20 protein-coding genes and 1 tRNA gene are annotated in these 25,620 nt (G+C 45.1%); 20 read left to right on the top strand and 1 reads right to left on the bottom strand.

What is annotated here, in order from left to right:
- Positions 1-84: 84 nt before the first annotated feature.
- From QT996_RS24350 to QT996_RS24340, 3 genes are all read left to right on the top strand, one after another.
- Positions 85-234 carry a hypothetical protein gene (locus QT996_RS24350; protein WP_333049679.1) on the top strand — a complete coding sequence of 50 codons (150 nt, stop codon included), beginning with the start codon at positions 85-87 and terminating at the stop codon, positions 232-234.
- 213 nt (positions 235-447) lie between these two features.
- A complete protein-coding gene (locus QT996_RS24345; RefSeq protein ID WP_333049677.1) occupies positions 448-1,878 on the top strand; it encodes an MFS transporter in 1,431 nt (476 codons plus the stop codon).
- A 1,040-nt stretch (positions 1,879-2,918) separates the two neighbouring features.
- Positions 2,919-5,276, top strand: a complete 2,358-nt coding sequence (locus QT996_RS24340; protein ID WP_333049675.1) for a polysaccharide biosynthesis tyrosine autokinase — start codon at positions 2,919-2,921, stop codon at positions 5,274-5,276.
- A gap of 223 nt (positions 5,277-5,499) precedes the next feature.
- Here the strand turns inward: QT996_RS24340 and QT996_RS24335 are convergent, their stop codons facing one another.
- The gene (locus QT996_RS24335; protein WP_333049674.1) at positions 5,500-7,959 is read right to left on the bottom strand and encodes a CBS domain-containing protein; all 2,460 of its coding nucleotides are present in this window, start codon (positions 7,957-7,959) and stop codon (positions 5,500-5,502) included.
- 269 nt (positions 7,960-8,228) lie between these two features.
- Here QT996_RS24335 and QT996_RS24330 point away from each other — a divergent pair, with 269 nt between their 5' ends.
- The 17 genes from QT996_RS24330 to urtC all read left to right on the top strand — a co-directional run bounded on the left by QT996_RS24330 (position 8,229) and on the right by urtC (position 25,481).
- Positions 8,229-8,903 carry a HEAT repeat domain-containing protein gene (locus QT996_RS24330; RefSeq protein WP_333049672.1) on the top strand — a complete coding sequence of 225 codons (675 nt, stop codon included), beginning with the start codon at positions 8,229-8,231 and terminating at the stop codon, positions 8,901-8,903.
- A 111-nt stretch (positions 8,904-9,014) separates the two neighbouring features.
- A complete protein-coding gene (locus tag QT996_RS24325) occupies positions 9,015-9,614 on the top strand; it encodes a hypothetical protein (protein ID WP_333049671.1) in 600 nt (199 codons plus the stop codon).
- 84 nt (positions 9,615-9,698) lie between these two features.
- On the top strand, positions 9,699-9,953 hold the full coding sequence (locus QT996_RS24320) for a hypothetical protein (RefSeq protein WP_333049670.1): 255 nt from the start codon (positions 9,699-9,701) through the stop codon (positions 9,951-9,953).
- A 232-nt stretch (positions 9,954-10,185) separates the two neighbouring features.
- Complete coding sequence (locus QT996_RS24315) at positions 10,186-11,301, top strand: inorganic phosphate transporter (protein WP_333049669.1); 1,116 nt, start codon at positions 10,186-10,188, stop codon at positions 11,299-11,301.
- Between the two features lie 139 nt (positions 11,302-11,440).
- Entirely contained in the window at positions 11,441-11,782 is a 342-nt protein-coding gene (locus QT996_RS24310) for a metalloregulator ArsR/SmtB family transcription factor (RefSeq protein WP_333049667.1), read from the top strand.
- Positions 11,783-11,886: 104 nt separating this feature from the next.
- A complete protein-coding gene (locus QT996_RS24305; protein ID WP_333049665.1) occupies positions 11,887-12,591 on the top strand; it encodes an MIP/aquaporin family protein in 705 nt (234 codons plus the stop codon).
- Positions 12,592-12,598: 7 nt separating this feature from the next.
- A complete protein-coding gene (gene arsH / locus QT996_RS24300) occupies positions 12,599-13,258 on the top strand; it encodes an arsenical resistance protein ArsH (protein WP_333049663.1) in 660 nt (219 codons plus the stop codon).
- Positions 13,259-13,315: 57 nt separating this feature from the next.
- On the top strand, positions 13,316-13,711 hold the full coding sequence (gene arsC, locus QT996_RS24295; protein WP_006633827.1) for an arsenate reductase, glutathione/glutaredoxin type: 396 nt from the start codon (positions 13,316-13,318) through the stop codon (positions 13,709-13,711).
- 231 nt (positions 13,712-13,942) lie between these two features.
- On the top strand, positions 13,943-14,929 hold the full coding sequence (gene arsS / locus QT996_RS24290; protein WP_333049661.1) for an arsenosugar biosynthesis radical SAM (seleno)protein ArsS: 987 nt from the start codon (positions 13,943-13,945) through the stop codon (positions 14,927-14,929).
- A 147-nt stretch (positions 14,930-15,076) separates the two neighbouring features.
- The gene (locus QT996_RS24285) at positions 15,077-15,802 is read left to right on the top strand and encodes a TVP38/TMEM64 family protein (protein ID WP_333049660.1); all 726 of its coding nucleotides are present in this window, start codon (positions 15,077-15,079) and stop codon (positions 15,800-15,802) included.
- Positions 15,803-16,386: 584 nt separating this feature from the next.
- Positions 16,387-18,810, top strand: coding sequence for an ATP-binding protein (locus QT996_RS24280; protein ID WP_333049659.1), 2,424 nt, complete (start codon positions 16,387-16,389; stop codon positions 18,808-18,810).
- Positions 18,811-19,065: 255 nt separating this feature from the next.
- Entirely contained in the window at positions 19,066-19,965 is a 900-nt protein-coding gene (locus QT996_RS24275; protein ID WP_333049658.1) for a methyltransferase domain-containing protein, read from the top strand.
- 139 nt (positions 19,966-20,104) lie between these two features.
- Positions 20,105-20,833, top strand: coding sequence for an HAD family phosphatase (locus QT996_RS24270; protein ID WP_333049656.1), 729 nt, complete (start codon positions 20,105-20,107; stop codon positions 20,831-20,833).
- Positions 20,834-20,953: 120 nt separating this feature from the next.
- Positions 20,954-21,026, top strand: a tRNA-Ala gene (locus QT996_RS24265).
- 524 nt (positions 21,027-21,550) lie between these two features.
- Positions 21,551-22,867 carry an urea ABC transporter substrate-binding protein gene (gene urtA, locus QT996_RS24260; RefSeq protein ID WP_333049654.1) on the top strand — a complete coding sequence of 439 codons (1,317 nt, stop codon included), beginning with the start codon at positions 21,551-21,553 and terminating at the stop codon, positions 22,865-22,867.
- A gap of 289 nt (positions 22,868-23,156) precedes the next feature.
- On the top strand, positions 23,157-24,311 hold the full coding sequence (locus QT996_RS24255) for an ABC transporter permease subunit (protein ID WP_333049653.1): 1,155 nt from the start codon (positions 23,157-23,159) through the stop codon (positions 24,309-24,311).
- 27 nt (positions 24,312-24,338) lie between these two features.
- Entirely contained in the window at positions 24,339-25,481 is a 1,143-nt protein-coding gene (urtC, locus tag QT996_RS24250) for an urea ABC transporter permease subunit UrtC (protein ID WP_333049651.1), read from the top strand.
- The last annotated feature ends 139 nt before the right edge of the window (positions 25,482-25,620 follow it).

Here is a 25,620-nt window from a genome sequence, read left to right as displayed (position 1 = left end):
GCTGGCATTTATAATTATGAACTTTCTTTAAAGACTAAATTAGAGATCGCCTGAGACTTTCGCAAGAGGTCTAATGATTATTGGATACTTGATGTTAACACGCGGCAAGTTTATGTTTTTCACGAACCGGGCGAGGAAAACTACCGACAAGAAACAGTATTTAATGAAGATGGAATTTTCTCAATGCTGGCTTTTCCAGAAATAGAAGTTCAGATTTCGCAACTATTTCCTTAAGTAGGGGCAGGTTTTACTAAGAATAATTGCCTAAGACCAATAATCTCGTAAACCTGCCCCCACCCACCTATCAATTACCAATTACCCAATTATAAATTACCAAATCTTTAGGGTCGTCCCGATCGCTACAAAAAAGTGAGTATTTGGGTCTAGCGCGAGTTATACTCCTACTACAAAGCCCCCACCTGCAAAATAACCCCGAAATCAAAGTTTATGAGCAACACTTCCCCGCCTCCAGCAGCCGCCAACAATCCCGCAACACAAAAACTCAGCCTCTCAACAAAATTAGCTTACGGTGCCGGCGACCTCGGCCCCGCAATTACCGCGAATGTGTTGGCATTTTACCTGCTAGTTTTCTTTACCAATGTCGCTGGTTTACCTGCTGGCTTAGCCAGCAATATTTTGGTGATCGGCAAGGTTTGGGATGCGATAAATGATCCGATAGTGGGGGTTTTGAGCGATCGCACTTCTCACCCTTGGGGCCGCCGATATCCTTGGATAATATATGGTGGCATTCCCTTCGGCATATTCTTCTTATTGCAGTGGATTGTACCTAGCACGGATCACACAGTGTTATTTTGGTACTATGTTGCGATCAGCATTTTGTTCAACACCGCTTACACGGCTGTGAATCTTCCCTACACTGCCCTGACTCCAGAACTTACTCAAGACTACAACGAACGCACTAGCCTTAATAGTTTTCGATTTGCTTTCTCCATTGGCGGCAGCATCTTTTCATTAATCTTAGCTCTAATTATCTTTGCTGTATTTGAAAAGAACCCGAATCAACAATATTTAGTATTAGGTGCAATCTGTGCAGTTATCTCTGTCTTGCCTTTGTATTGGTGCGTTTTGGGAACTCGCAAGCACGTCGCCGCCCAACTCTTAGAAAACGCAGACCTAGATAATTCTACATCCTTGCCGCTGAAAGAACAGTTGCAGATTGCATTTAGCAATCGCCCTTTTTTGTACGTCATTGGAATTTATCTCTTTTCTTGGCTGGGAGTGCAGTTGACTGCTACTATTATTCCCTACTTTGTTGTTAACTGGATGCAACAGCCACAGTACGTTTTTAGCTTGGTTGCGATCGCAGTTCAAGGCACTGCATTAATCATGCTATTTGTTTGGAGTAAAGTCAGCGAGAGATACGGCAAAAAAGCCGTATATTTTATGGGCATGAGTTTGTGGATTATTGCCCAAGCTGGACTGTTTTTCCTCCAACCAGGACAAGTATTGCAGATGTACCTATTAGCAGTCATGGCAGGTGTCGGAGTTTCCACCGCTTATCTAATACCTTGGTCGATGATACCGGATGTGATCGAACTCGACGAACTTCAGACGGGAGAAAGACGCGAAGGCATTTTCTATTCGTTTATGGTACTGCTACAAAAAATTGGATTGGCAGTGGGTTTGTGGTTGGTAGGGCAAGCATTAGAAAGAGCTGGATTTCTATCTACAGTTCCTGGACAGCCGGCACCCGTACAGCCAGATTCTGCGCTCTTTGCCATTCGAGTTGCGATCGGCCCGCTGCCCACAATTGCTTTAATTGCTGGCATGATACTTACATATTTTTATCCTATAACCCGTGAAGTTCATGCAGAAATCTTGTTAAAAGTTCGAGAAAAAAAAGCACAAAATCAGTAAGCGCTAATAAAGAGTAGTTGGTAATTAGTAAAATCAAAAAACAACAACTACCGATAGCTAATCCGAGCGAGATCAATAGCAATCCTCCCCTCCTGCGCGAACTCTTTTTTTTGTTTGACAATGTATCATCTTCTTATTGCATCGGTTAATTCCCAAAAAAGCCCGTGGCGCGTTTACCGAAAGGATTGCTATAACTTGCTCGGAGGGCGAATCAAAGCGATAGTTTTAGTAATAGCCCCGGAACGCAGAAACCTAGTTTTTTTACGAAAATACATAAATCGCGTAGCGCCATCCGCCCCGATAGAAAGACCCACAAGGATTGAGTTGTTGGAGATGTCGATCGAGCTTGAGAACACAAATTATTAAATTTTATGTTGCTAGGGCAGTATAGAGAATAGTTTGTGATATAATTGCCACGATAATTAAGTCTATATACTTAATTAGTCCTCCAGCTCCTCAAAAAGTTTATAATTAAAAGAAGAAACAGATTTTTCTCGGAAATTGATTCGATTAGTGGCCGTTCCCAAAAATCTGCTGAATGTGGCTAATTATATCTACATGGGAAATGCAAAACTTTTTAGCCGGTCAGTTAGCGCGTAAGTTAACAAGTGCTTCTGCAGTGGACTGCGAACCAAAAAAAGGCATAGAGGACAAACCAATACCAGCGCAAGTGGCGGCTGAGGTGTTACGGTGAATTGTAAAAGTTTGGTAAAGTTATTGAACCCTCTGTCGCGAAGCTGAGCAACACCTGAAAAAATTTGCTTCGTCGCCCGGAAACCCTAAATACAAGCACAACGCAACAGACTCAAATGCAGTCTGATCTAACTCTCCAGCAGTTGTAAAAGAACTTTTGCCATCGGCATAGCATAGGCACTTAATTATTTTTGTATACTATGTGAAAGTAGTGAGAACTATTAGAAGGAAGTGGGCTCGACCAACCAATAATTTCGTGTGATATCCTTAATCCAATGCTCAAAGTATCAACCCGAAGGCTTGCAGAACAAAGCTGATTTTACCCACAAAATATCCGAGAGGTCAACATGGAAAGAGAACAGGACGCTCATATCGTACCCATTAGCAGCCAGAGCAGACAGGTGCAGCAATTTTCCGTTGACGAGGGAGAAGAGTTAAGCGCGCAGCCTCAGAAAGGATTGAATCTAAAGCCGTTGTTGAGGACTTTTCAGCGACAAGCCCTAATCATTATTGGGATTATAGCTCTAGTAGGCGGTGGAGTTGTTTATCAGATCAAGGGAGGGAAGAAAACATATCAAGGCGATTTTCGGATGCTAGTGGAACCCGTGACAACGGAGGCAAGAATTGCTGATCCCGCTGCCCTAGCCAATCGCGGCGAGGGGGGGGGAGTGCCTAATCGAGATTTTTTTAGTTTGGACTACGCAACTCAACTTGAAATTCTCAAGGGTCCTCAGATGCTTTCTGCTATTGCCAAACCAGTCCAAAAACGATATCCAAAAGTTACCGAGGAAATTCTTGAAAAAGGATTAGTCGTTTTGCGGATGGGAGAAAATGAGCTGACGCTGACTAAAATTTTGCAAGTTCGCTTCATGGGGGATGAGCCTGAATTAGTTGAGTTCGTTTTAGAAGAAACTAAAAAGAAATATTTAAAGTACAGTCTTGATGAACGCAAGACTCGGATTGGTGAAGGTGTTAAATTTATTGAAGACCAGCTTCCGGGACTCAATAAGCGCGTAAATACGCTGAAGTCGGAGTTACAGGTGATACAGCAGCAGCAAAATATTACCGACCCTAAAGAACAAGGCGGGCAATTGATCGCGCAAGTTCGTAGCGTAGAGACTTTAGAGTTAGAAACTCAAAGGCTACTGCAAGAACAGAAAACGCTGTATGCTAACTTGCAAAAACAATTAGATTTTACACCAAATGAAGCTATTGCCGCTTCAGCTTTAAGCGAAGAACCTCAATATAAAGAGTTGCTGACCAAGGTAAAGGAAGTAGAAGGTCAGATTGCTGTAGAAACAGCTCGTTTTAAATCTGCTAACCCTATAGTGGAAGCTTTAGAGCGCAAGCGGGCAAATTTAGTAGCTTTGCTCAACCAGCAAACTGATCGAATTTTGGGGCAAAATTTAGTAGGAACCCAAGCAAATTCTAAAGTTCAAAATTTTCAAAATTCGATTCGCATAGGCTTGATTAAACAATTGGTTGATACTGCAAACCAAGTTGAAGTCTTAGAAGCTCGCAGGCAGGCGATCGGTCAAACTAAAAACAATTTGCTCCGAGAAGCGCGAGAATTTCCCAGTATAGCCCGCCGCTACAACGAACTGCAACAGCAATTAGACATCGCCGCCCGCACCCGCGATCAACTTTTAAGCCAGCGGGAAAATCTCCGCGTCCAGGCAGCTCAAAGCCAAGTACCTTGGGAAATAATTTCTGAACCAGGCATACCCCGAGATGCTAAGGGCAAGCTGATTCCAGTTGCAACGAAAGCTAAAAACAAATTGGTGATGGCAGTTGTTGGGGCGCTAGTTTTGGGTCTGGGAGCTGCTATCCTCATTGAAAAGTTCCGTAATATTTTCTACTGTGCTGATGACGTTAAAGATGCGGTTGAAGCGCCTTTATTGGGAGCAATTCCTCTTGACAAAAATGCTAAAATTTTTCCGCCTTCTATTGCTAATGCCTATGCTTATCTTGAAGGAAAAGAGGGTAATAAGAAAAATGCTGCGGAATTTATAGAAGCTTTTGACTCTCTTTATACTAATATCCGCTTTCTTTCTTCAAATCGAACGATTAGCTCTTTGGCAGTTGGTTCGGCTACAGTTGGCGAAGGCAAATCTACCGTTGCTTTAAACTTAGCTCACGTGGCAGCGCTGGCGGGTCAGCGAGTGCTGTTAGTAGACGCGAATTTGCATTCGCCCAGCCTGCACTTGCTTTTGGAACTGCCTAATGTCAAGGGATTGAGCAACTTGCTCGACAATAACAACGAACCCCATGAAATTATCCAACGATCGCATCTAGCAGATAATCTTTTTGTATTAACTGCCGGTCTCCCAGATCCTGGTACTGCCAGACGGCTGGCATCATCTCAGATGCAGTATTTAATGGAAGAACTTCAGGCAAAATTTGACTTAGTTATCTACGATACGCCGCCGCTGGCGGACAGTAAAGATACGAATTTTTTAGCGGCGCGCACCGATGGCATACTGATGGTTGTAGCACTTCACCAAGTCCCCTTTTCTGTAGTCAAAAAAGTTTTCAGTCAATTAGAAAATTTTGGCATACCATGCTTGGGCACAGTTGCGAATCATGCCTCTAAACGCAAGAAGTATCCAGCATCTAGATCATCAGTTGTTGAAGATAAAAATGAATATTTGAATTTGGCACCAGCACCGTCTCGTATCCGCAAACTAGCTCCTAAAAAAGAGTGACACCCAAAAAAGCTGACACCCAAAAAATGGATACAAGCCCCTGACAGGAGTCATGGAACTCCAAAAATTTTAGACTCTTGTTCAAGCTCCCAGATTTGTCTGTGGAGTAAATCGAAAATCTAAAATCTTTCGACTGAGCGCGACTTGACGCTCGCGCTCGCCGAACCTTTTAGGCCGAAGTCTAAGATTTAAAATCGAAAATCTAAAATTGACTGATGGCGGACTAATTTCCATCCGGGTGGGTAGGAAATGTGACGATAAAATTAGTCCAGCCATTCCTGCTTTCAACCTCAATTTTTCCCTGCAACTGTTCGACAAGTTTTTGAACCAAAGCTAAACCCAAACCTGTACCTCCTTGTTTCCAAGGATCGGCGTTGGGAACTCGATAAAATTTCTCAAAAATTCGAGGCAATTCCTCTATGGAAATCGACGATTGATTGCTGAGTGTAAATTTGATTTCTGAAGCCACAGCACTTGCTTGTCGCGAATTTGTCCTTTGTCCTCCTTGTTCGCCATCTCCGTTTTTGCACTCAACTTTCAGAAAAATTTCACCGTCATTGGCCGTATATTTGCAGGCATTGTTGAGGAGTTCGGCTAAAATTCGTCCCAAACTAGCGCGGTTGGAACTGATCGTGGGGAGGTGGCGATCGCACTCTACTCGCAAATCTTGGTGGCGGTCGTGGGCCCGGGTGTAAAACGGGTCGATAATAGTAGGCAGCCAGACTTCTAAGTTTACTGGTTCGAGGTCGATCGGACAAGTTGCGGCTTCGAGTCGCTGCAAATCTAGCAAAGCATTAATCAAATCTGTTTCTCTAGTACATTCTGTTTCTAAAATTTCTAGATAAATCTGGCGTCGATCTGGTGTGGTAGAAATTCTCAACATATGAATAGCCATTTTTATATTAGCTAAAGGCGTCCGCAGTTCGTGAGAAACTGTGCTGAGAAATTCATCTTTGAGGACGTTTAAATGCTGGAGTTCGTGAACTTTTTGCTGCAATTCGGCGGTGCGTTCTTGGACTTGGCGTTCCAGGTCGGTGTTGAGATTTTGGACTTGCTGATAGAGTTGGGCTTGCTGAATGGCGATCGCGATTTGAGTTGCCAGTTGCAGCAGCAAATCCACTTCCGAAGGCTGCCACTGCCGGGATTGGGAACACTGATGGACACACATCATCCCCCACAAATTGCCGTCTTGCAAAATTGGTACAATCAAATAAGCTTTGATTTGCGCTTGCTGGAACCGGGCATATTTTTCGGCGCTCAAACAGGCTTGGTCGATGTCCGGAACCGCATAAATTTCCTGTTCTATCACGGAAGTAGATTCTTGCCAAATATTATCCGGCATGATTTCTCCCAAGATTGAAGACCAATTTTCGGCAACGGATTCTGCCACTACAATGCCGTAATTGCTGGACTCTAAATGCAGGATTGCTACTCGGTCAGCTTGCAAAACTTGGCGGACTTCATCGACGCTGGCGTTGAGAATTTCTTCGAGGTTTAAGGATTGGTGAATCCGCAAGGAAATGTGAGTTAACAGCCGATCGCGCTGCAATTGTTCATGGAGTTTTGCAGTCCGTTCCCGCACCTGCTGTTCTAGTTTGGCGTTGCGGCTTTGCAACAGTTCCACTTTTTCGGCTTGCAGTTGATAAACCGACTGCTGCAACTGTTTGACAACTCGGTACATTTCGGTGGGGTCGAGGACTCTGAGCAAGCTGGTCTGAGTAATAATTCCCAACAGTTCTCCGCGTCCCCCGCACACGACCAACCGCTGCACTTGTTGCTGCTCCATTTCTTTGTGCGCCGTCCATAGGGAATCGGAAGGTTGAAGAAATTGCAGGGGAGTTCTCATGACTTTTTGAGCTGGGGTTTGCTCGAAATTTAGTTCGAGAAACTGTGCCTGCACAAGGTCATATTCGGTAATAATTCCCAGGGGTTGGTGAAAGGAATAGTGAAAAATGGAGGTATAGTCATCTTTGGGCTTCTCCATTGTTAATTCTTTGTTTTTTGTAATCACTACGCAACTGACTTGATGCTCTGACATCAGTTCGGTTATGGTCAGCAACGAGGCGGTGTGGGGCGCTGTAATTGGCGTAGTCATTAATTCTGCTACCCGCCGCAATTTAAGAATGTTGGAAGGCTGCAATACTTGGCGAATTCTTTCCCGCGTCAGCACTCCTACCAAGTGGCGAAATTGATTGACTATCGGCAAATAGCGAATCTTGTGCTGGCGAAATAAGGATAAAGCGGTAAACACGTCTTGGTCATCGGATTCTGTGAGGGAGACCGACACCGGGGACATCACTTCGGAAATTGGTATTTTGTGCAGGGCTACTTTATGCTGAGTGTCTATTTTGCCAGAAGCTATCAGCCTCACAAGGTCGGCGGGAGTTAATATGCCGATTAACAGTCCGCGGCTGGGGTTGTCGGATAAGTTGCCTGTGGTAATAGTCTGCTGGTTCTCCACAACGAACACGCAGCGGGCCCGCACCTTTTCCGGCGCGGATGTTTCGGTCATCGCCCCCCGGTCTGAGGGTACAGGTGTTTTGACTAGGGGACAACTGTTTTGCAACTGACTCATCAGGGCGATCGCAACTGCTAAGGAAGTTTCTGGCCCGGCAGTTAGGGGGTACCGGTCGATCGCTTGTTCTAAGGCTGAGGAGTACAAGGGCGGGTGGTAAAAGGGCATAGTTGATTGCAGGTTGTCAGAGGGCGGCTAACTATCGGGCAAAGCCTTGGGGAACGGCAGAAACACCTCGCCTGTGCTTGGGATTTAAATAATAGACTTTGGAATTTATTATTTCCCACGCAATCTCAGCTTTAGATTAATGGTGTCACTAATTCGCCATCTCACCGATCTCAAATCCTTGGGCGGTTTTTACTGCCTCCTTTTCTCCTGAGACTCCCCTATAATCAAAATAACCCGAATGTAAAGTTTTACTACAAGATTTATCCATAATGACAACTTTAAGCTTAGAGCAAATTGCGGCCAAGTTAGAAAGCGAAAATTCAGCCGATCGAATGGTGGCTTTGGCCAACTTGCGGAATGTGCCTGCTGCAGAGGCGGTGCCTTTGATTAAAAAGGTGTTGAACGACGAAAGTTTGCAAGTGCGATCGATGGCTGTGTTTGCTCTCGGGGTCAAACCCACGGCAGAGTGCTATCCCATTCTAGTCAAATTGCTAGAAACTGACCCGGATTACGGCATTCGCGCTGACGCTGCGGGTGCTTTGGGCTATCTAGAAGATATCCGAGCCTTTGATGCTTTGGTGCGGGCTTTTTACGAAGATACTCAATGGCTGGTGCGCTTCAGTGCTGCTGTTTCTCTAGGAAATCTCAAAGATCCCCGGGCCCGCGATGTGCTGCTGAAAGCTCTCGACAGCGAGCAAGTGGTGATCCAGCAGGCGGCAATTTCGGCTTTGGGGGAAATTAAGGAAATTGGGGCGATCGATCGCATCCTCAATTTTGCTCAGTCGGAAGATTGGCTGATCCGCCAGAGGCTGGCTGAAGCTTTGGGCAATTTGCCGAGTGTTAAGAGCGTTTCTGCTTTAAAATACTTAGAAAAAGACAGAAATTCTCAAGTATCTCAAGCGGCAACAATTTCTCTCGATCGCCTGTCAAAAGCAGAAGTGTAAAAATTTGTAGAGGCGGGTTTATTAAAATCTGTAATTTAACCAGTAGAATCAGATCGACCCGCCCCGACTGGGATGTTTCAAAAAAGTTATTGTTTTGGGAGAGGGAGTTAAATGCCCTACAGTCAATTTAGCGTCGAACAAATTAAGACAAATTTCGGCATCGCCTTTTCGAGCAAGATGGGATTGTTTGCCGACATTCCCGAAATAGTACCCAGCAGTTTTTTGCAAGAAACTTTGCAATTCAATCTGCCTTTAGCACTAGAAATTAATTCCGAGAAAGCTCGCTCCGAGCTAATTGTCGCTCCAATATTAGTTGAAATAAAAAAACGGCTACCGGAACGGATGAGTTTATTTTCAGGGCGAGAATTCAATGTAGACGCTGCTAGGGGTTTGAGCGGTTATTGCGATTTTCTAATTAGCAGATCGCCGGAACAGCTAGTCATTGAATCCCCTGTTATCGCCTTGGTTGAAGCCAAAAATGACAACATCCAATCCGGCTTAGGACAGTGCATGGCAGAAACGATCGCAGCACAAATATTTAACCAGCGTCAAGAAAATGACATTCAGACAATTTATGGAGTGATCACAACTGGGAGTATTTGGAAATTCTTCAAACTAGAAGGAAGTGCGATAGAGATTGACACCAGCGAATATTTTATTAATAATGTTGGTAAAATTCTCGGTATCTTAATAAATTTTATAGAGTCTTGAGTGAAACCAGAAGGTATTATTTAACCTGCTGCGTGCAAATCGCAAGTTAAAATAGTTGTTGATCTCGTTTAACCAAAGCCAGCCATGAATCAAGCACCCAATCCTTTTAACTCAAATCCCTCCAATCCGCTAGACCCCTTGGAGCAAGAACTGGACGAGCAAGGTGAAGGTTTGCCAAGACAGTACCACCCCGCCACTAAAAAAACTCTGCAAAAAGTCTTTATCATTCTCGTAGTTGTTGGGGCAATCATTGGGGGAATTCTATCTATAGGGGTGATTTCGCTGATGCACAAAGCCGGACTGACAGATGTGCCGGCGCGGGTACAGACTCCGAAGTGAATGGGTGGGGTGAGCGTACCGTCCGCGATGATCGCCGATCCTTAATTATAGTATCCTTCACTCTCGCTGCCATGTTGCGCGAAATTAAGACGCGATCGCTCGCCTTCCAAAGAAATCTTAATATTTTCATTATTTTATTTGAGGCAAGTGTGTCTCTACAATCAAATTCGGTGATGTAGGGGCCCCGGCAAAAAACTGTTTCAAATAAAACACACTTATTCTGACTAATAGAATGTTACTTATTGCGCTATTTATCGCCACGTTTTTTTTAGCATACTGCAATGGTGCTAATGATAATTTTAAAGGCGTGGCAACACTGTTTGGCAGTCAGACGACGAACTATAAAACAGCAATTAGTTGGGCAACTATCACAACTTTTGCAGGTTCAATATTTTCTATTTTTTTAGCAGAAACGCTGGTAAAAAGCTTTTCGGGAAAAGGGCTAGTGCCCGACGAGATCGCCAATGGCACAGATTTTCATTTGGCAGTCGCGATCGCTGCGGGTTTAACCGTTATTCTTGCTACCTTAACTGGATTCCCTATTTCCACAACTCACGGTCTTACAGGTGCCCTTGTCGGTGCAGGTTTAGGAGCAATTGCTACTGAAGTTAATTTTTCAGCATTGCAGAAAACTTTTTTAATGCCTTTGTTGCTGAGTCCCGTGATTGCGATTCCATTAGCAGCTTTAATTTATGGGATGTCTCGCTACCTGCGAGTTTATCTAGGAATTCAGAAAGAATGGTGTATTTGCGCTGGTCAAATTCAACAGATTATTCCTATTCCCCAGCCCGATGCCACTAACATACTGAAGTGCATCACGACCGCTGATGTCGCGGTCGATTCTCTAGAAAAATGCACGCAAAGGTACCAGGGAAATTTCTTACAAATTCCCAGCCAAAAGTTAGTGGATGTTTGCCATTTTATGAGTGCGGGAATCGTCAGTTTTGCCAGAGGATTGAACGATACTCCGAAAATTGTTTCGCTCATGTTAGTCGGTCAATCAATATCAGTTCAGTGGGGAAGTTTAGCAGTAGCTTTGGGAATGGCGATGGGCGGTTTGTTGAATGCTCGAAAAGTTGCCGAAACAATGAGCAAAAAGCTGACTGCAATGAATACGGGTCAAGGGCTGGTGGCAAACTTAGTGACGGGATTTTTAGTTATTTTTGCCAGTCGTTATGGGCTTCCCGTGTCTACTACCCATGTTTCGGTAGGTTCAATCTTTGGTGTAGGATTGATTTCAAAAAAAGCTAATGTGCGCGTTTTCTATCAGATTCTACTATCATGGATTTTGACCTTGCCAATTGCTGCGGCAATCAGCGGCTGTGCTTACTGGGTGTTGCATCGGTAAGAGAATTAATCGTTAGTCCTAGAAGATAAAGAGTTCGCAGTTGATTTGGGATTGCCATCAAAGGATAACCTTACCAAATCTAACGGTAAAAACCAGAAATCGCGCCGGGAGTTTTTGAGTAAAAATTTAAGGGTAATTTATGGTTAAAAATTCTCCGATCGCGCCGCCTGTTGCAGATAAATTGATCGCTGCTGGCTTTCACGCACTTTCCGACCCCCTGCGGCTTCAGATTTTGGAGTTGCTGCGGGAACAGGAGTTGTGCGTGTGCGATTTGTGCGATCGACTTTCTGTTCCTCAGTCTAAACTCTCTTTTCACCTCAAAGCCTTGAAGGATGCAGCTTTAGTCCGCAGCCGCCAAGAAGGCCGCTGGATCTACTACAGCCTCAATTTGACGCAGTTTGTCGCCCTCGAACAGTACCTCGCCGAATACCGCCGTTTCAGCCAGATCCTGCCGGCGCGGCCCTGTTCGGACGCGGGTTAACCCATCAACATTTCTTAATAACTCAAATACTGATACGGTTGTTTTTATGATTGACATATCAAATTTTATTGATATGATATAAACGAACCAATTAGTTGAGAGCGATGGATGCAACAATTCATCGGTTAGCTTGTGCTCGCCCCGATTGCAGGCGAGAGGCGATCGCCGAATTTCTAGGTACATTTATTTTGGTTTTTGCAGGGACGGGCGCGGTGATGGTTAACAAAACTAGCGCTGGTTCCGTAACTCATTTAGGCGTCAGTTTTGTATTTGGTGCAGTAGTATGTGCCATGATTTACGCGATCGGACATATCAGCGGTGCACACTTGAATCCGGCCGTAACTTTAGGGTTTTGGGCGAGCGGTTTTTTCCCAAAATACAAAGTTTTGCCTTACGTTTTAGCGCAGTGTGCGGGTGCAATTGCAGCTTCTCAACTGCTGCTAATTACTTTAGGTGAAGTAGCCCATCTCGGTGCAACTATCCCTCTCAATGGTCACTGGTTGCAGTCTCTAATTTTAGAAACAGTTTTGACCTTTATCTTAATGTTTGTTATCCTCGGTTCTGGACTAGATAGACGCGCTCACATCGGCTTTGCCGGGATAGCAATTGGGTTAACTGTAGGGTTAGAAGCTGCATTTATGGGGCCGATAACCGGAGCGAGTATGAACCCGGCACGCTCTCTCGGGCCGGCTTTAATTGGCGGCATTTGGGAGCACCATTGGGTTTATTGGGTGGCTCCGATCTGGGGAGCACAATTAGCAGTCGCAGTTTATCGGGAACTGTCTAACGGATTTCGGGATTTTAATTGAAAGTATCATGACAAGTTTTACGCACAAACCGAGAATTTTGTTTCTATACGGCTCTTTAAGAGAGCGTTCTTACAGCCGCTTGTTGGCGGAAGAATCGGCGAGAATTATTGAGGGTTTCGGTGCCGAAGTTCGATTTTTCAATCCTCTTGAATTGCCGATTTACGGCAGCGTTCCCGATACTCATCCGAAGGTTCAAGAATTGCGGGAACTGAGTCTTTGGTCGGAGGGTCAAGTCTGGTCGAGTCCAGAAATGCACGGCAATATTACCGGCATTATGAAAAATCAAATTGACTGGATTCCTTTAAGCATTGGGGCTGTCAGACCGACTCAAGGCCGAACTTTGGCGGTGATGCAAGTTAGCGGTGGTTCGCAATCTTTTAATGCTGTCAATACTTTGAGAATTTTGGGCCGCTGGATGCGGATGTTTACGATTCCGAATCAGTCTTCGGTAGCGAAAGCTTATCAGGAGTTTAATGAAGATGGGACGATGAAGGATTCGCCTTTTCGCGATCGCGCGATCGACGTGATGGAGGAACTGTACAAGTTTACCTTGCTGTTGCGGGAGCAAACCGACTATTTGACCGATCGCTACAGCGAACGCAAGGAACAAGCAGCTAAAGAGGCGATCGCACTAGCAAATCGCGCCCTTGAATTACCGGGCGCTTAGAAAACGCCGGAACCCCGACAACAACCAATAACCAAGAACTCACAACCAACACAAACCATGAAAAAAGTAATGTTTGTTTGCAAAAGAAACTCCTGCCGATCGCAAATGGCAGAAGGATTCGCTAAAACCATCGGAGCCGGCAAGATTGGAGTCACCAGTTCCGGGTTAGAATCAAGCAGAGTTCATCCGACAGCAATTCAAGTCATGTCAGAAATCGGCATTGACATCACAGATCAAACATCAAACCCCTTAAGCGAATTCAATGCAGAAGACTACGATGCAGTAATTTCTCTCTGCGGCTGCGGCGTGAATTTACCCGAAGCGTGGGTATTGCGAGAAGTGTTTGAAGATTGGCAACTCGACGATCCTGACGGACAACCCATCGAAACTTTTCACCGCGTTCGAGATGAAATTAAAGCACGAGTTGAAACATTAGTTGACTCTCTCAAGTAAGATTAAGTAGACGGGCGGGCAGGATGCCCACCCCACAAGAAAATTAACTTTTGTGGAACAGGCCGAAAAGCCTGTTGTTAAGAATGGTGCAAGATGTGATTTTCAATTAACTTTGTTGTCAATCATTCAAATTAGTCGCTGTCGCATCCAAAGAATTAGTGCTAAATTATGAGAGGCGTTCCGCCGGAACGCCTCTACATTCGTTGCGAGCAAAGACCAAAAGGTTAGCACATGATTCAGACAGCAGTCACGCCTTTCAAAAACAAACTAAACTCAGCTTTAACTAAAAAGCAGATTACTGTTTTACAAATTAATCTCGGCAAACGCTGCAACCTCGCTTGCACTCACTGCCACGTAGAAGCTAGCCCGAAACGAACAGAAGAACTTTCCCCGGAAATTTGCGACCAATTAATTGAAATCATTCGTCGCTTTCCTCAAATTCAAACTGTTGACCTCACCGGCGGTGCTCCCGAAATGCTTTACGGTTTTAAACCGCTAGCGGAAGCTGCCAGGGCGGCAGGTAAAGAGGTAATTGTTCGTTCTAATTTGACGATTTACTTTGAAAAAGGTTTTGAAGATATTCCCGAATATTGCGCGCAGCACCAACTCAGAATTGTGGCCTCGCTTCCCTGCTACCAAGCTGACAATGTGGACAAAATGCGCGGCAACGGTGTTTTTGACAGTTCGATTCGGGCGCTGCAAAAGCTAAATCAGTTGGGATACGGAAAAAACCCAAATTTAACTCTGGATTTGGTGTACAATCCACAAGTGCCGACAACAGACAAGTTTTCGCTAACACCGGAACAAGGCAAGTTAGAGCAAGATTACAAGGTTTATTTAGCAGAACATTTTGGGATTGGTTTTAATCAATTGTTCGCGATTACTAATTTGCCGGTGGGACGGACTAAGTTTCATCTGGAACATAAGAAACTGCACAAGCCTTATCTGGGGTTTTTGGAGGATAATTTTAATCCCGGTACTCTGGAACATTTAATGTGCCGTAACGAATTGTCGATCGACTATTTGGGCAATGTCTACGACTGCGACTTTAACCAGATGGAAAATCTGCCGGCGAAAACTGGCAGCGGCGAAAAGATAACTGCTGCTAAATTGCTCGAATCTGGCAGTTTAGATGTGATTCAAGAGGTGCAAACTGCTGCTTATTGTTATGGCTGTACGGCGGGTTGCGGTTCTAGCTGCGGCGGTACTTTGATTTGAGAAGGAAGAAGGAAGAAGGAAGAAGGAAGAAGGAAGAAGGAAGAAACTATGTTCTTGGGCCCGATTCCCGATTCCCGATTCCCGATTCCCCATGCTTTTGGGCCAAATGCCCCATGCCCATATTATTGAGAGTGGAGAGTTGAGGTAATGAATGATTCGCGATCGCCCGATGAAAATCCGCGGCCATCAAACAGGTGGAAGCTGATTTTAGGGATTGGTTTAGCTGTGGCTTTGATTGCAGCGACCCAGTTTTTCAACTTTCAAGGAATTCTGAAAAATGCGCTGGAGTCGATCGCGAGTCTCGGCCCTTGGGGCCCGGCAGCTTTTATTTTAATTTACATTGTAGCAACGATTCTCTTTATCCCCGGTTCTTTGCTGACTCTCGGTTCTGGCGTTTTGTTCGGAGTCGTTGGCGGTTCGCTTTGTGTTTCCATCGGCTCGGTTTTAGGCGCAACTTGCGCTTTTTTGGTAGGGCGGTATTTAACTCGCGACTGGGTTTCCAAGCAGATAGAGGACAATCAAAAATTTAAGGCGATCGATGCAGCAGTTGCCTCTGAAGGATGGAAAATAGTGCTGCTGACGCGGCTTTCTCCAATTTTTCCGTTTAATTTGCTTAACTATGCTTTTGGAGTCACGCAGGTATCTCTAAAAGACTATTTTTTTGCATCTTGGATCGGCATGATTCCCGGAACAGTCATGTATGTTTATATCGGTTCCCTGGCCGGGAGTTTGGCTGCACTCGGATCTAGCGGGCGATCGCGCACTCCTGCTGAGTGGGCTCTCTACGGCATTGGTTTGCTAGCAACGATCGCCCTCACCGTTTATGCAACCCGCTTGGCCAAAAAAGCTTTAGACGAAAAAATTTCCCCTTGAAAGCCAAACACAAATTGGTAAAATTGTCAAGAGAGTTTTGCTCATACATTATAATACATTGCTAATCTAAAAAACTCCGTATTTTCTCTGTGTTATTTACAATTTTTTTGTTATACAAACGAGATAGATATTAAAGATATCGTAAAGCACAAACCTCAAATAGGTAAACCGAAGGTCGAAATATAAAATTGATGCCAAAATAGAAGGCGACACCCCCCACCCGAATAAAAATTGTTTGCAGTCAGGAGTGCAAATCATACCATTTTAGATTTGAGATTAAAGAATTGAAGAATTGGGAATGACTGAGGACTACCAGGGTTTGGATGTTGGCTACAGTTGCATTCTTTTCTTAAAGTGGTCTCACTACTTACCTGATATAAATTCTGCCGAATGACGAAGGACGAATGCCGTTTGATGAATTTGACCCAAAGCATCCCGGATACAAGCCCCCGGATTCATCCGTCCAGAAATAAAAAACCTGTATCCGATGAAACTTGCCCCCCGAATTTATCCGTGGCGTCAATGCTTCAATCTAAAATCTAAAATCTAAAATCTAAAATCGATTGACTCTGAGGGAACATTTGATGATGCAAAACCCAGCAAATCAAGCCAGATCTGTGTCTGCGCCGCCACCACAAACAAAAAAGCTGCGCCGCTTTTGGCAAAACATCAGTAGTTCTGCTCAATCGCGGTGGCAGCAAGCGCACAGTGTTTGGCAGCACAGACGGCAGCGCCGCCATTTGCTGACCCTGCTAATTCTGGCCACCACGGCTTTAACCATTAGCACAACTGCTTGCATCAGCTATTTTTTTGTGCGCGGACTAATCCTCGACAATTTAAAGCAAATAGCACTATTAAAACTAGAAAAAGGTACGGACGAAATCGACCGCTGGCTCAGCAGCCGCAAAGCAGAAATAGAAACTATTGCCTACGATCCTACAGTTCGCACTGTCAATTGGAAATTAGTCGAACCCAGGTTGCAAGGAGAAATATACAGGTTTAAAGAGTATTCCATCCTGTCATTAACTCAACCCGACGGCTCATTTATCAACACTCTGGGCAACCGTGCGAACAGCAAAGACCGCCAACACTTTCAAAAAGCAATGGCCGGGCAGCTCAACGTTTCCGACCCGCTGATCGCCCGCAGTACAAAACTTCCGACGATCATCATTTCAGCTCCTATTTGGGCCTTACCTCCCACTCCCAATAAAGTAATTGGAGTCCTCTCGGGCAGCATTAAATTAGACCGAGTAGCCTCTGTGGCTAACAGCTTGCAATACGGTTCCGACAGTTATGCTTTTGCGCTCAATTCACAAGGAGTACCCATTGTTCATCCCAACACTAACTTAATCGGAAATATCGATCTGCCGGCCCCAAGCTTTTTAAAGTCCCAAGACCCCGCACTCTCCACAATTGCGCGGCAGATGATCGATCACCAGACGAAAATAGAACTGGTCCAAATAGATAACAAATGGGTGTACGTAGCCTACGCTCCCCTCCATGAAGTTAACTGGTCGATGGCTTTAGTAATTCCCCGCGAAAATATTGAATCCCAACTGCAAGCATTAAATTTGCTGACATCGGTGGTCGCCGGACTGCTCGGCCCAGCAATGCTAGCAGCAATATGGCTAATTTATTCCTCCGAAAACAATCGCGCTCAAGCGGAGCGAGAAGCCATGCTCAACCGGATTGCTGGACGCATTCGCGCTTCCCTAGAATTAGACCAAATTGTGCAAAGCACAGTCGAAGAAATAGTAAGTTTGCTGCACCTAGAACGGGCGGCTTTTGGTTGGTACAAACCGCAAGAAAAAATGTTACAAATCCTATGGGAATGTTGCCCATCTGATTGTTCCTCGCCCGCTAAAAACTTTGAGTCTTACTTGGTCGAAAATTTGTCAATACCGAGTGGCCAAGGCGAGCCAATTATTCTTTCGAGGGAGATTTGGGCGGAGGGTGCAGCTCAAGCGAGCGAAATAAAAGCTAATAGCTATTTAGCCGTTCCTGTCCACACTCAAAACCAGCCGCAGGGTTATTTAATTTGCAGCCACGTTAGTCATTGGCTTTGGAGTAGGGAGGAAATCCAACTCTTAAAAGCTGTATCAGACCAATTGGCGATCGCCATTACTCAATCTCACCTTTATAGTCAAACCCAAGACCAAGTAAAACTCCTTAATAGTGCCTTAAATGAACTGAAAAAGACTCAAACTCATTTAGTACAGAGCGAAAAAATGTCATCCCTAGGTCAAATGGTAGCAGGGATAGCGCACGAAATCAACAACCCGGTTAACTTCATTTCGGCTAATTTACCTCACACCAGCAAATATACTAAAGATTTATTAGAATTGGTGAGTTTATACAAAGAAGCATTCCCAGAGGTGCCGCCAGAAATCGCAGATTTTGCCGAAGAAATTGAGTTAGAATTTATCGAGGAAGATTTGCCGCATATATTGGATTCTATGAAAATAGGAACCGAACGCATTCGCAGCATCGTTCTTTCTTTGCGTAACTTTTCTCGCCTCGATGAATCTGACAAAAAGCAGGCGGATATTCACGAAGGTATAGAAAATACCTTGCTGTTGCTCTCCAACCGCATCAAAAATAGAATTTATATAGTCAAGAAATACGGCAAAGTGCCTTCAGTCGAATGCTATCCGTCTCAGCTCAATCAAGTGTTTATGAACTTGCTGAGCAATGCGATCGATGCCTTGAACGAGATCGATCGCCTGGATAAAATCATTACAATTTCCACGGGAGTAGTTCGAGAACATGGCGCAAAATTTCTGAAAGTGGCGATCACCGACAACGGCCCCGGCATTCCCGACAGCGTTAAAGAACAAATTTTTAACCCATTTTTTACTACTAAAGAGGTGGGCAAAGGCACGGGTTTGGGGTTAGCAATTAGCTACAAAATTGTAGTGGATGGACACGGCGGCAGCATCACAATTTCTCAACCTCCGGGCGGAGGCACGGAATTTTTGGTAAAAATTCCTATTAGTAACGGGAAGTAAGACTATTTTAGATTTTAGATTTTAGATTTTAAGTTTGGGAATGCCTGGGACTACAAGGTTTTGGATATTATCGATAGTTACATTATTTTTGGAAACTGGTATCAGGAGGAAGTGGGAATGGAAGCCCACGCAGTTTGTAACCGAGGTAAGGGATAGAGGTTCGAGGGAAGAGGTTCGAGGGGACAAAAAGTTTTAATTAATGCTAAGTTGACTGCCGTTGGCTAAAATTAGAAGAGTTTTTGTTAAAGGTGTTTTATGGCTGTTGGCAAGGATACAATTTTCGAGCGCTTTTTGTCGCCCCTGATTCGACTGGCGATCGACGAAGAAGCACTGAAACGACTCTACGAAGGTATCGACTGGGAAACAGCGGGCGATCGCTACCGACAACCCGACTTAGTTTATCCCGAATATTACACCAGCCAAAACTTTCACGGCATTAAACGCGGCTACCTCAACCCCAGTGCCGCGGTTTCCTACGATCCAATCACGCAATATGTTTTGCCTCCCCACGAAACAGTCGTCAGACAAGGCTTAATTGATGCTGTGCGGGTGAAACCGCGTCGAATCATCGATTTGGGATGCGGCACCGGTTCGACAACGCTCATGCTCAAGCAAGCCTTTCCCGAAGCGGAAGTTGTCGGCCTGGACTTGTCGCCTTATATGCTGGTAGTTGCCGAAATGAAAGCGCAAAAAGCAGGCTTAAATATCCAATGGTTGCACGGAAATGCCGAAAGCGTTGCTTTTGCCGATGCTAGCTTTGATTTAGTGGCAGCTTCCTTGCTGTTTCACGAGACGCCACCTGCTGTATCGCGGGCAATTTTGCGAGAAAGCTTCCGACTGCTGAAGGTTGGGGGACAAGTGGCAATTTTGGATGGAAATCAAAAAACTTTGCGGCAGACAGAGTGGCTGGCTGATATCTTTGAGGAGCCTTATATTAAGTCTTACGCTGCTGGCAGCCTCGATGCTTGGGCGGGGGCGGCTGGATTCGCGGCGGTGCAAACTCACGAACACTGGTGGGTGAATCAGGTGACGCAGGGCGTGAAACCTTTGCCTGGGGAAGATTTGGAACAGGCAAAGGTGGCGAGGGGGTGGAATTTGGGCGATCGAACTCCTGATTTTGATGGCGATTTACCAGGCATTCCGGCTCCTGCTTGATTTACCGAATCACTCCCGACTAAAATAACCACCGACTCGAAGTCGGGGCTACACAAACAAAGTCCGCCTTCGCGGACTGAATAATAACTAATAACTAATAACTAATAACTCATAACTCATAACTCATAACTCATAACTAATGACCCTAAAAGCAGTTTTATTTGATTTTAATGGCGTGATTGTTAATGATGAGCCAATTCACGAGAAAATAATCGATCAATTGATGCTCGATGAAAATCTCCACCTCAAACGTGGGGAGTTTCGAGAAGTTTGTTTGGGAAAAAGCGATCGCGCTTGCATTACCGAACTACTCAAGCGCCGAGGACGATATCTAACAGAAACATACCTCGATCGACTGCTGCGGAGCAAGGCCGAAGCTTATAAAGCTCAAATAGATACTTTGGAGAAACTGCCGATTTATCCCGGTTTGGCAGAATTTATTGACAAAATTCGGGTCGCAGGACTGAAAATGGCCGTAGTTAGCGGGGCAATGCGATCGGATATAGAATTGGTATTAGATCGGGCCGGTTTGGCAGCAAACTTTGAGTTAATTGTCGCAGGCGACGACTTGAGGGCGAGCAAACCAGCACCCGACGGCTATCTATTGGCTGTGGAACTTCTCAACCAGAAATATCCTGACTTTAAGCTGCAACCGATCGAGTGTTTGGCGCTAGAAGATACTTTTGCGGGGATTGAAGCGGCGAAAAAAGCGGGGATTCAGGTTGCGGGTGTGACTCACACTTACCCGTTTCACATGATCCAGCGCCAAGCTAATTGGACGGTGGACTATTTTGCTGATTTAGAGTTGGATAGAGTGGCGGCACTTTGCTCGATCGCCCCCACTGAGCTGGCTGCGGAAAACACTTGACCTTTTTAGCAGTTACGTGCTAGTGTAAGTGACGGTCTGCGAACGTGAGAGCCAGCAAGACCTGTAAGCCTTTTAGATTCGGCAATCCGGCATCTAAAATGCTAAATTAAAACTCAATCAGGGGAATTAGCTCAGTTGGTAGAGCGCTGCGATCGCACCGCAGAGGCCAGCGGTTCGAGTCCGCTATTCTCCATAAATCAGGGGCATTTCTACAGGTGACGATCGTACTCAAAGCGAAGTGCGATCGTCACCTGTTTTGATAGTCGCCTATTTGGTGCGATCGACCCGGTTGCTGCCTAAGTTTTAGCATCAATAACCTGTGGAGAGCGAGAAACCCGCTTTCTATTTTGTGCGATCGACGCGGTTGCTGCCTAACTGGTAGCATCAATAAGATAATTTATGTAAAGAAACCGAGTTTCTAATTACACACTAATTGCTGAAAAGACGTATTTTGGTGTCTAAATCCGGTTTCCCAAAAAAATCCGGTAAGGCCGTGATCCCAACCCTGATGTCATTACTCAATCTAAAATCTAACAAGGTATCAGCCCGGTTTCTGCCGCAGTTGCCCTCAATCCCCACAAAACCTTCATTTTGTCAAAAAAAATAAGTTTTGTAGCTAAAAATACAACAGTCTGCTGAAGCGAGTCTTAATATCAAGTCGCTATGTGTTATTATTCTCAATCATCTGACTCATCTATTCAAGAGTAACAAGAAAAAATGACAAAGCGATTCGATCGGCGGAAATTTATTTTATACAGTTCTGCTACCCTAACATCAAGTTTATTTCTCAAAGCTTGTAGAACTCCAACTCCAACAGCAACTCCCGCAGGTTCTCCCACATCAACAGGAACTACACCAGCAGCAAGCAGTGGAAACACGATCAAAGTAGGAATTTTGCATTCCTTGAGCGGCACGATGTCAATCAGTGAAAAAAGCGTTGTCGATGCCGAACAATTAGCAATAGAAGAAATTAATAAAGCTGGGGGTGTCCTCGGAAAACAAATCGAAGCAATAGTAGAAGATGGCAACTCAGACTGGCCGACTTTTGCCGAAAAAGCCAAAAAATTGATCGACCAAGATAAAGTTGTCACCGTCTTCGGTTGCTGGACTTCCGCCAGTCGCAAAGCAGTATTGCCAGTATTTGAAGAAAAAAATCATATGCTCTGGTACCCCGTACAATACGAGGGTCAAGAGTGTTCCAAGAACATCTTTTATACCGGGGCGGCGCCGAACCAGCAAATCGAACCAGCAGTTGACTGGCTGCTAGAAAATAAAGGCAAAAAATTCTTCTTGGTTGGGTCTGACTACGTTTTCCCGCGCACGGCCAATACCATTATCAAGGCACAGCTTGCAGCCAAAGGTGGCGAATTAGTTGGAGAAGATTATATTCCTTTGGGCGGGACAGAAGTCACGCCAATTATTAGTAAAATTAAGGAAGCTTTGCCCGACGGGGGCGTCATTTTCAATTCCCTCAACGGCGACAGCAACGTAGCATTTTTCAAACAGTTGCAGGGTGCAGGTTTGGGCCCGGACAAATATCCGTCAATGTCTGTCAGTATTGCAGAAGAAGAAGTAAAGGCGATCGGCGTAGAATATCTTAAAGGTCATTACGCCGCCTGGAATTACTTCATGACTGTGGAATCTCCGGCAAATACAAAATTTGTGGAAGCTTTCAAGGCAAAATACGGCAAAGATAGAGTGACAAATGACCCGATGGAAGCAGCTTATATCATGGTTTACCTGTGGAAGCAAGCTGTCGAGAAAGCAGGGACAGCCGATGATTTGGAAAAAGTGCGGGCAGCAGCTTTGGGCCAAACATTTGACGCGCCAGAGGGCAAAGTTACGATGGAAAACAACCACCACATCTCTAAATTTGTGCGGTTGGGCGAAGTGAGAGAAGACGGCTTGTTTAATATCGCTTTTGCTACACCAGAAGCCGTGAAGCCGGTTCCTTGGAATCAGTTTGTCCCTGAAACAAAAGGCTTTGCTTGCGATTGGTCAGACCCCGCAAAAGGTGGCAAATTCAAAGCTTGATAAGTAGGTAATACCAATTTTGTTAACGTTAGCAACGTATCTTCGATCCCCCCTAGCCCGCTTTAATAAGGGGGGACAAGAGCGTTCTTGCGTCACCCCCTACTCCCCTTAATAAGAGGGAACTGGACTCTTCAAAGTCCCCCTTCTTAAGGGGGATTTAGGGGGATCTAGACTCGGTTACAAGCGAAATATACAGAGGGTTTTAGTTCTAAGTTGACACCAATCGGATAAAACCAGCCCCTAATTATCCGCGAAGAAAGTTAACAGACTTGATGCAGGAGTAACCAAAGTGGCGATATTAGATGGTTTATTTAATGGTATTAGCATCGGCGCAGTTTTACTAATTGCCGCCCTGGGACTAGCGATTATTTTCGGGCTGATGGGCGTGATTAATATGGCTCATGGCGAGTTGATGATGCTGGGGGCTTATACAACTTTCGTGGTGCAAAATGTCTTCAAAGGTATCGGAGGATTTGCTTTTGAAACCTATATTTTATTTGCGATTCCCTTAGCTTTTTTAGTAGCTGCACTGGTAGGATTAATTCTCGAACGCGGAGTGATTCGCTATCTTTACGGGCGGCCGCTAGAAACTCTGCTGGCAACTTGGGGCGTAAGTTTAATTTTACAGCAGTTTGTCCGCAGCGTCAGTTGGGTGCTGGTAATTGGGCTTGCGGTGTTTTGTTTGCTGTTTTTTGGCGGTTTGCGAGTGCTCAAGCAGCGATCGGATTTCGATCGCATTCGCAGCAAAATTATTGCCATAATTTTACCTTTATCTTTGGGTATTTCCTGGGCAGTGAGCGCCTTTTTAGGGCAAACTTACAAACTGGCAGTAACTCAACCTTGGTTTGGCGCTCAAAATGTGGACGTAACTGCACCGAAATGGTTGCGGGGCGGCATACCGCTGGGCAATTTTCAGTTGCCCTATGCCCGAATTTTTATTATTGTGCTGACAGGAATTTGTTTGGCGGGCATTTACCTATTTTTGCAAAAGTCTGTGTGGGGACTTCGCATTCGCGCTGTGACGCAAAATCGCAGCATGAGCGCGTGTTTGGGAATTCCTACTGAACAAGTAGACGCGCTGACTTTTGCTTTGGGTTCGGGACTCGCAGGTGTCGCTGGGTGCGCGATTAGTTTGATAGGTTCGGTAGGGTCAAATACCGGACAAAATTATATAGTCGATACCTTTATGGTGGTGGTTGTGGGCGGTGTCGGCAAGATTGTGGGGAGTGTAGTTGCTGCGATCGCGATCGGCACTGCAAATTATTTGATCGGTTCGGGAACCTTAGCAATAATGTTCGCTCCTGTCAAGCCTTTAGCCGACTTCTTCACATTTTTCGCCACAACCAGCATGGCAAAAGTAATGGTATTCGCCTTAATTATGGCTTTTCTGCAAGTGAAGCCGGGAGGGATTTTCCCGCAAAAAGGGCGGACGGTAGAAAATTAAAAATTACAACGGCGAGGGTAGCGAAAAATGCAGAAAAAACATCAAAAAGCCTGGCTAAAAGAAGCGGCAATTGTCAGCGCGCTCGCCCTCACATTCATCTTACTCATCCCAGGAATACTCCCCGACGTTCGGCTCAATCAATTGGGGCGATTTTTAGCACTAGCAATTGCAGCCCTCGGCATAGACTTGATTTGGGGATACACCGGTTTGCTTAGTTTAGGGCATGGGGTGTTTTTTGCGATCGGCGGCTACGCTTTGGCCATGCACCTAAAACTGCAAATTCCCCCAACCGCCAGCAGTCAATTGCCAGAATTTATGAACCTCTACGGCGTTACCGAACTCCCCTGGTTTTGGCAACCATTTTATTCATTTCCCTTCTCAGCAGCAGCAGTAATTCTCATCCCCGCCATCTTGGGCGCACTTTTAGGTTATTTAGTATTCCGCAATCGAATTAGAGGCGTTTACTTTTCAATTCTCACCCAAGCAGCAACCATTGTATTTTTCAACTTCTTTAACGGCCAGCAAAAACTGATTAACGGAACCAATGGACTCACCGACTTTAAAACCCTGTTCGGAGCCACAGTAAATAGCCGAGATACTCAATATATTTTCTACATTCTCACCATACTATTTCTAGCAGCAACTTATGCCCTCTGCCGCTGGCTGACAAGCGGGCGTTTCGGCCGCCTGCTAGTAGCCATTCGCGACGACGAAGTGCGCCTGCGTTTCTCAGGTTACAATCCCACAGGATACAAAGTTTTAGTCTTTGCAATTTCCGCCGGTTTAGCCGGGATTGCAGGCGCATTATTTACCGTACAAACCGGAATCATTTCGCCAAAAGCAATGGATATTGCTTTTTCCATTGAAATGGTAATCTGGGTCGCAGTGGGAGGTCGCGCCACATTATCAGGAGCAATATTAGGAGCACTGCTAGTCAACTTTGGCAAAAGTTTCTTGAGCGAACAATTCCCCGAAGTGTGGCTGTTTTTCCAAGGCGCGCTATTCCTAATAGTAGTCACAGTGCTGCCCGACGGCTTAGTCGGATGGCTGCAACATCAAGGTTTCGACCAAATCCGCATCCTGTTCAGAAGACCGAGGTACGCCTCTACTTACCCCAGCCTGGAACAAGACCCCGAAGTGCAGCTCGAAAAAGAAGAACTTGAACATTGAGTGCAAAAATATCGTGTAATTTATAAGTAGGTGGACATAAATCAATTTCACTTGCAAGAGACCAGGGTAAGCTCATCTAATTTGGTATAAATTGTACTTGACTTTAAGGGCAAGATATGAAGGAGTATCCAGTCAATAA

Origin of the sequence: Microcoleus sp. S13C4 (assembly GCF_036700865.1) — a bacterium.
Classification (GTDB): Bacteria; Cyanobacteriota; Cyanobacteriia; order Cyanobacteriales; family Microcoleaceae; genus Microcoleus.
Note: the sequence above shows the minus strand (reverse complement) of the source record. Positions and strands in the feature narration are given on the sequence as shown.

Excerpts from the sequence above, each read along its gene's own strand:
- QT996_RS24345 (WP_333049677.1), top strand. The coding sequence starts at position 448 with ATGAGCAACACTTCCCCGCCTCCAGCAGCCGCCAACAATCCCGCAACA.
- QT996_RS24340 (WP_333049675.1), top strand. The coding sequence starts at position 2,919 with ATGGAAAGAGAACAGGACGCTCATATCGTACCCATTAGCAGCCAGAGC.
- QT996_RS24335 (WP_333049674.1), bottom strand. The coding sequence starts at position 7,959 with ATGCCCTTTTACCACCCGCCCTTGTACTCCTCAGCCTTAGAACAAGCG.
- QT996_RS24330 (WP_333049672.1), top strand. The coding sequence starts at position 8,229 with ATGACAACTTTAAGCTTAGAGCAAATTGCGGCCAAGTTAGAAAGCGAA.
- QT996_RS24325 (WP_333049671.1), top strand. The coding sequence starts at position 9,015 with ATGCCCTACAGTCAATTTAGCGTCGAACAAATTAAGACAAATTTCGGC.
- QT996_RS24320 (WP_333049670.1), top strand. The coding sequence starts at position 9,699 with ATGAATCAAGCACCCAATCCTTTTAACTCAAATCCCTCCAATCCGCTA.
- QT996_RS24315 (WP_333049669.1), top strand. The coding sequence starts at position 10,186 with ATGTTACTTATTGCGCTATTTATCGCCACGTTTTTTTTAGCATACTGC.
- QT996_RS24310 (WP_333049667.1), top strand. The coding sequence starts at position 11,441 with ATGGTTAAAAATTCTCCGATCGCGCCGCCTGTTGCAGATAAATTGATC.
- QT996_RS24305 (WP_333049665.1), top strand. The coding sequence starts at position 11,887 with ATGGATGCAACAATTCATCGGTTAGCTTGTGCTCGCCCCGATTGCAGG.
- arsH (WP_333049663.1), top strand. The coding sequence starts at position 12,599 with ATGACAAGTTTTACGCACAAACCGAGAATTTTGTTTCTATACGGCTCT.
- arsC (WP_006633827.1), top strand. The coding sequence starts at position 13,316 with ATGAAAAAAGTAATGTTTGTTTGCAAAAGAAACTCCTGCCGATCGCAA.
- arsS (WP_333049661.1), top strand. The coding sequence starts at position 13,943 with ATGATTCAGACAGCAGTCACGCCTTTCAAAAACAAACTAAACTCAGCT.
- QT996_RS24285 (WP_333049660.1), top strand. The coding sequence starts at position 15,077 with ATGAATGATTCGCGATCGCCCGATGAAAATCCGCGGCCATCAAACAGG.
- QT996_RS24280 (WP_333049659.1), top strand. The coding sequence starts at position 16,387 with ATGATGCAAAACCCAGCAAATCAAGCCAGATCTGTGTCTGCGCCGCCA.
- QT996_RS24275 (WP_333049658.1), top strand. The coding sequence starts at position 19,066 with ATGGCTGTTGGCAAGGATACAATTTTCGAGCGCTTTTTGTCGCCCCTG.
- QT996_RS24270 (WP_333049656.1), top strand. The coding sequence starts at position 20,105 with ATGACCCTAAAAGCAGTTTTATTTGATTTTAATGGCGTGATTGTTAAT.
- urtA (WP_333049654.1), top strand. The coding sequence starts at position 21,551 with ATGACAAAGCGATTCGATCGGCGGAAATTTATTTTATACAGTTCTGCT.
- urtC (WP_333049651.1), top strand. The coding sequence starts at position 24,339 with ATGCAGAAAAAACATCAAAAAGCCTGGCTAAAAGAAGCGGCAATTGTC.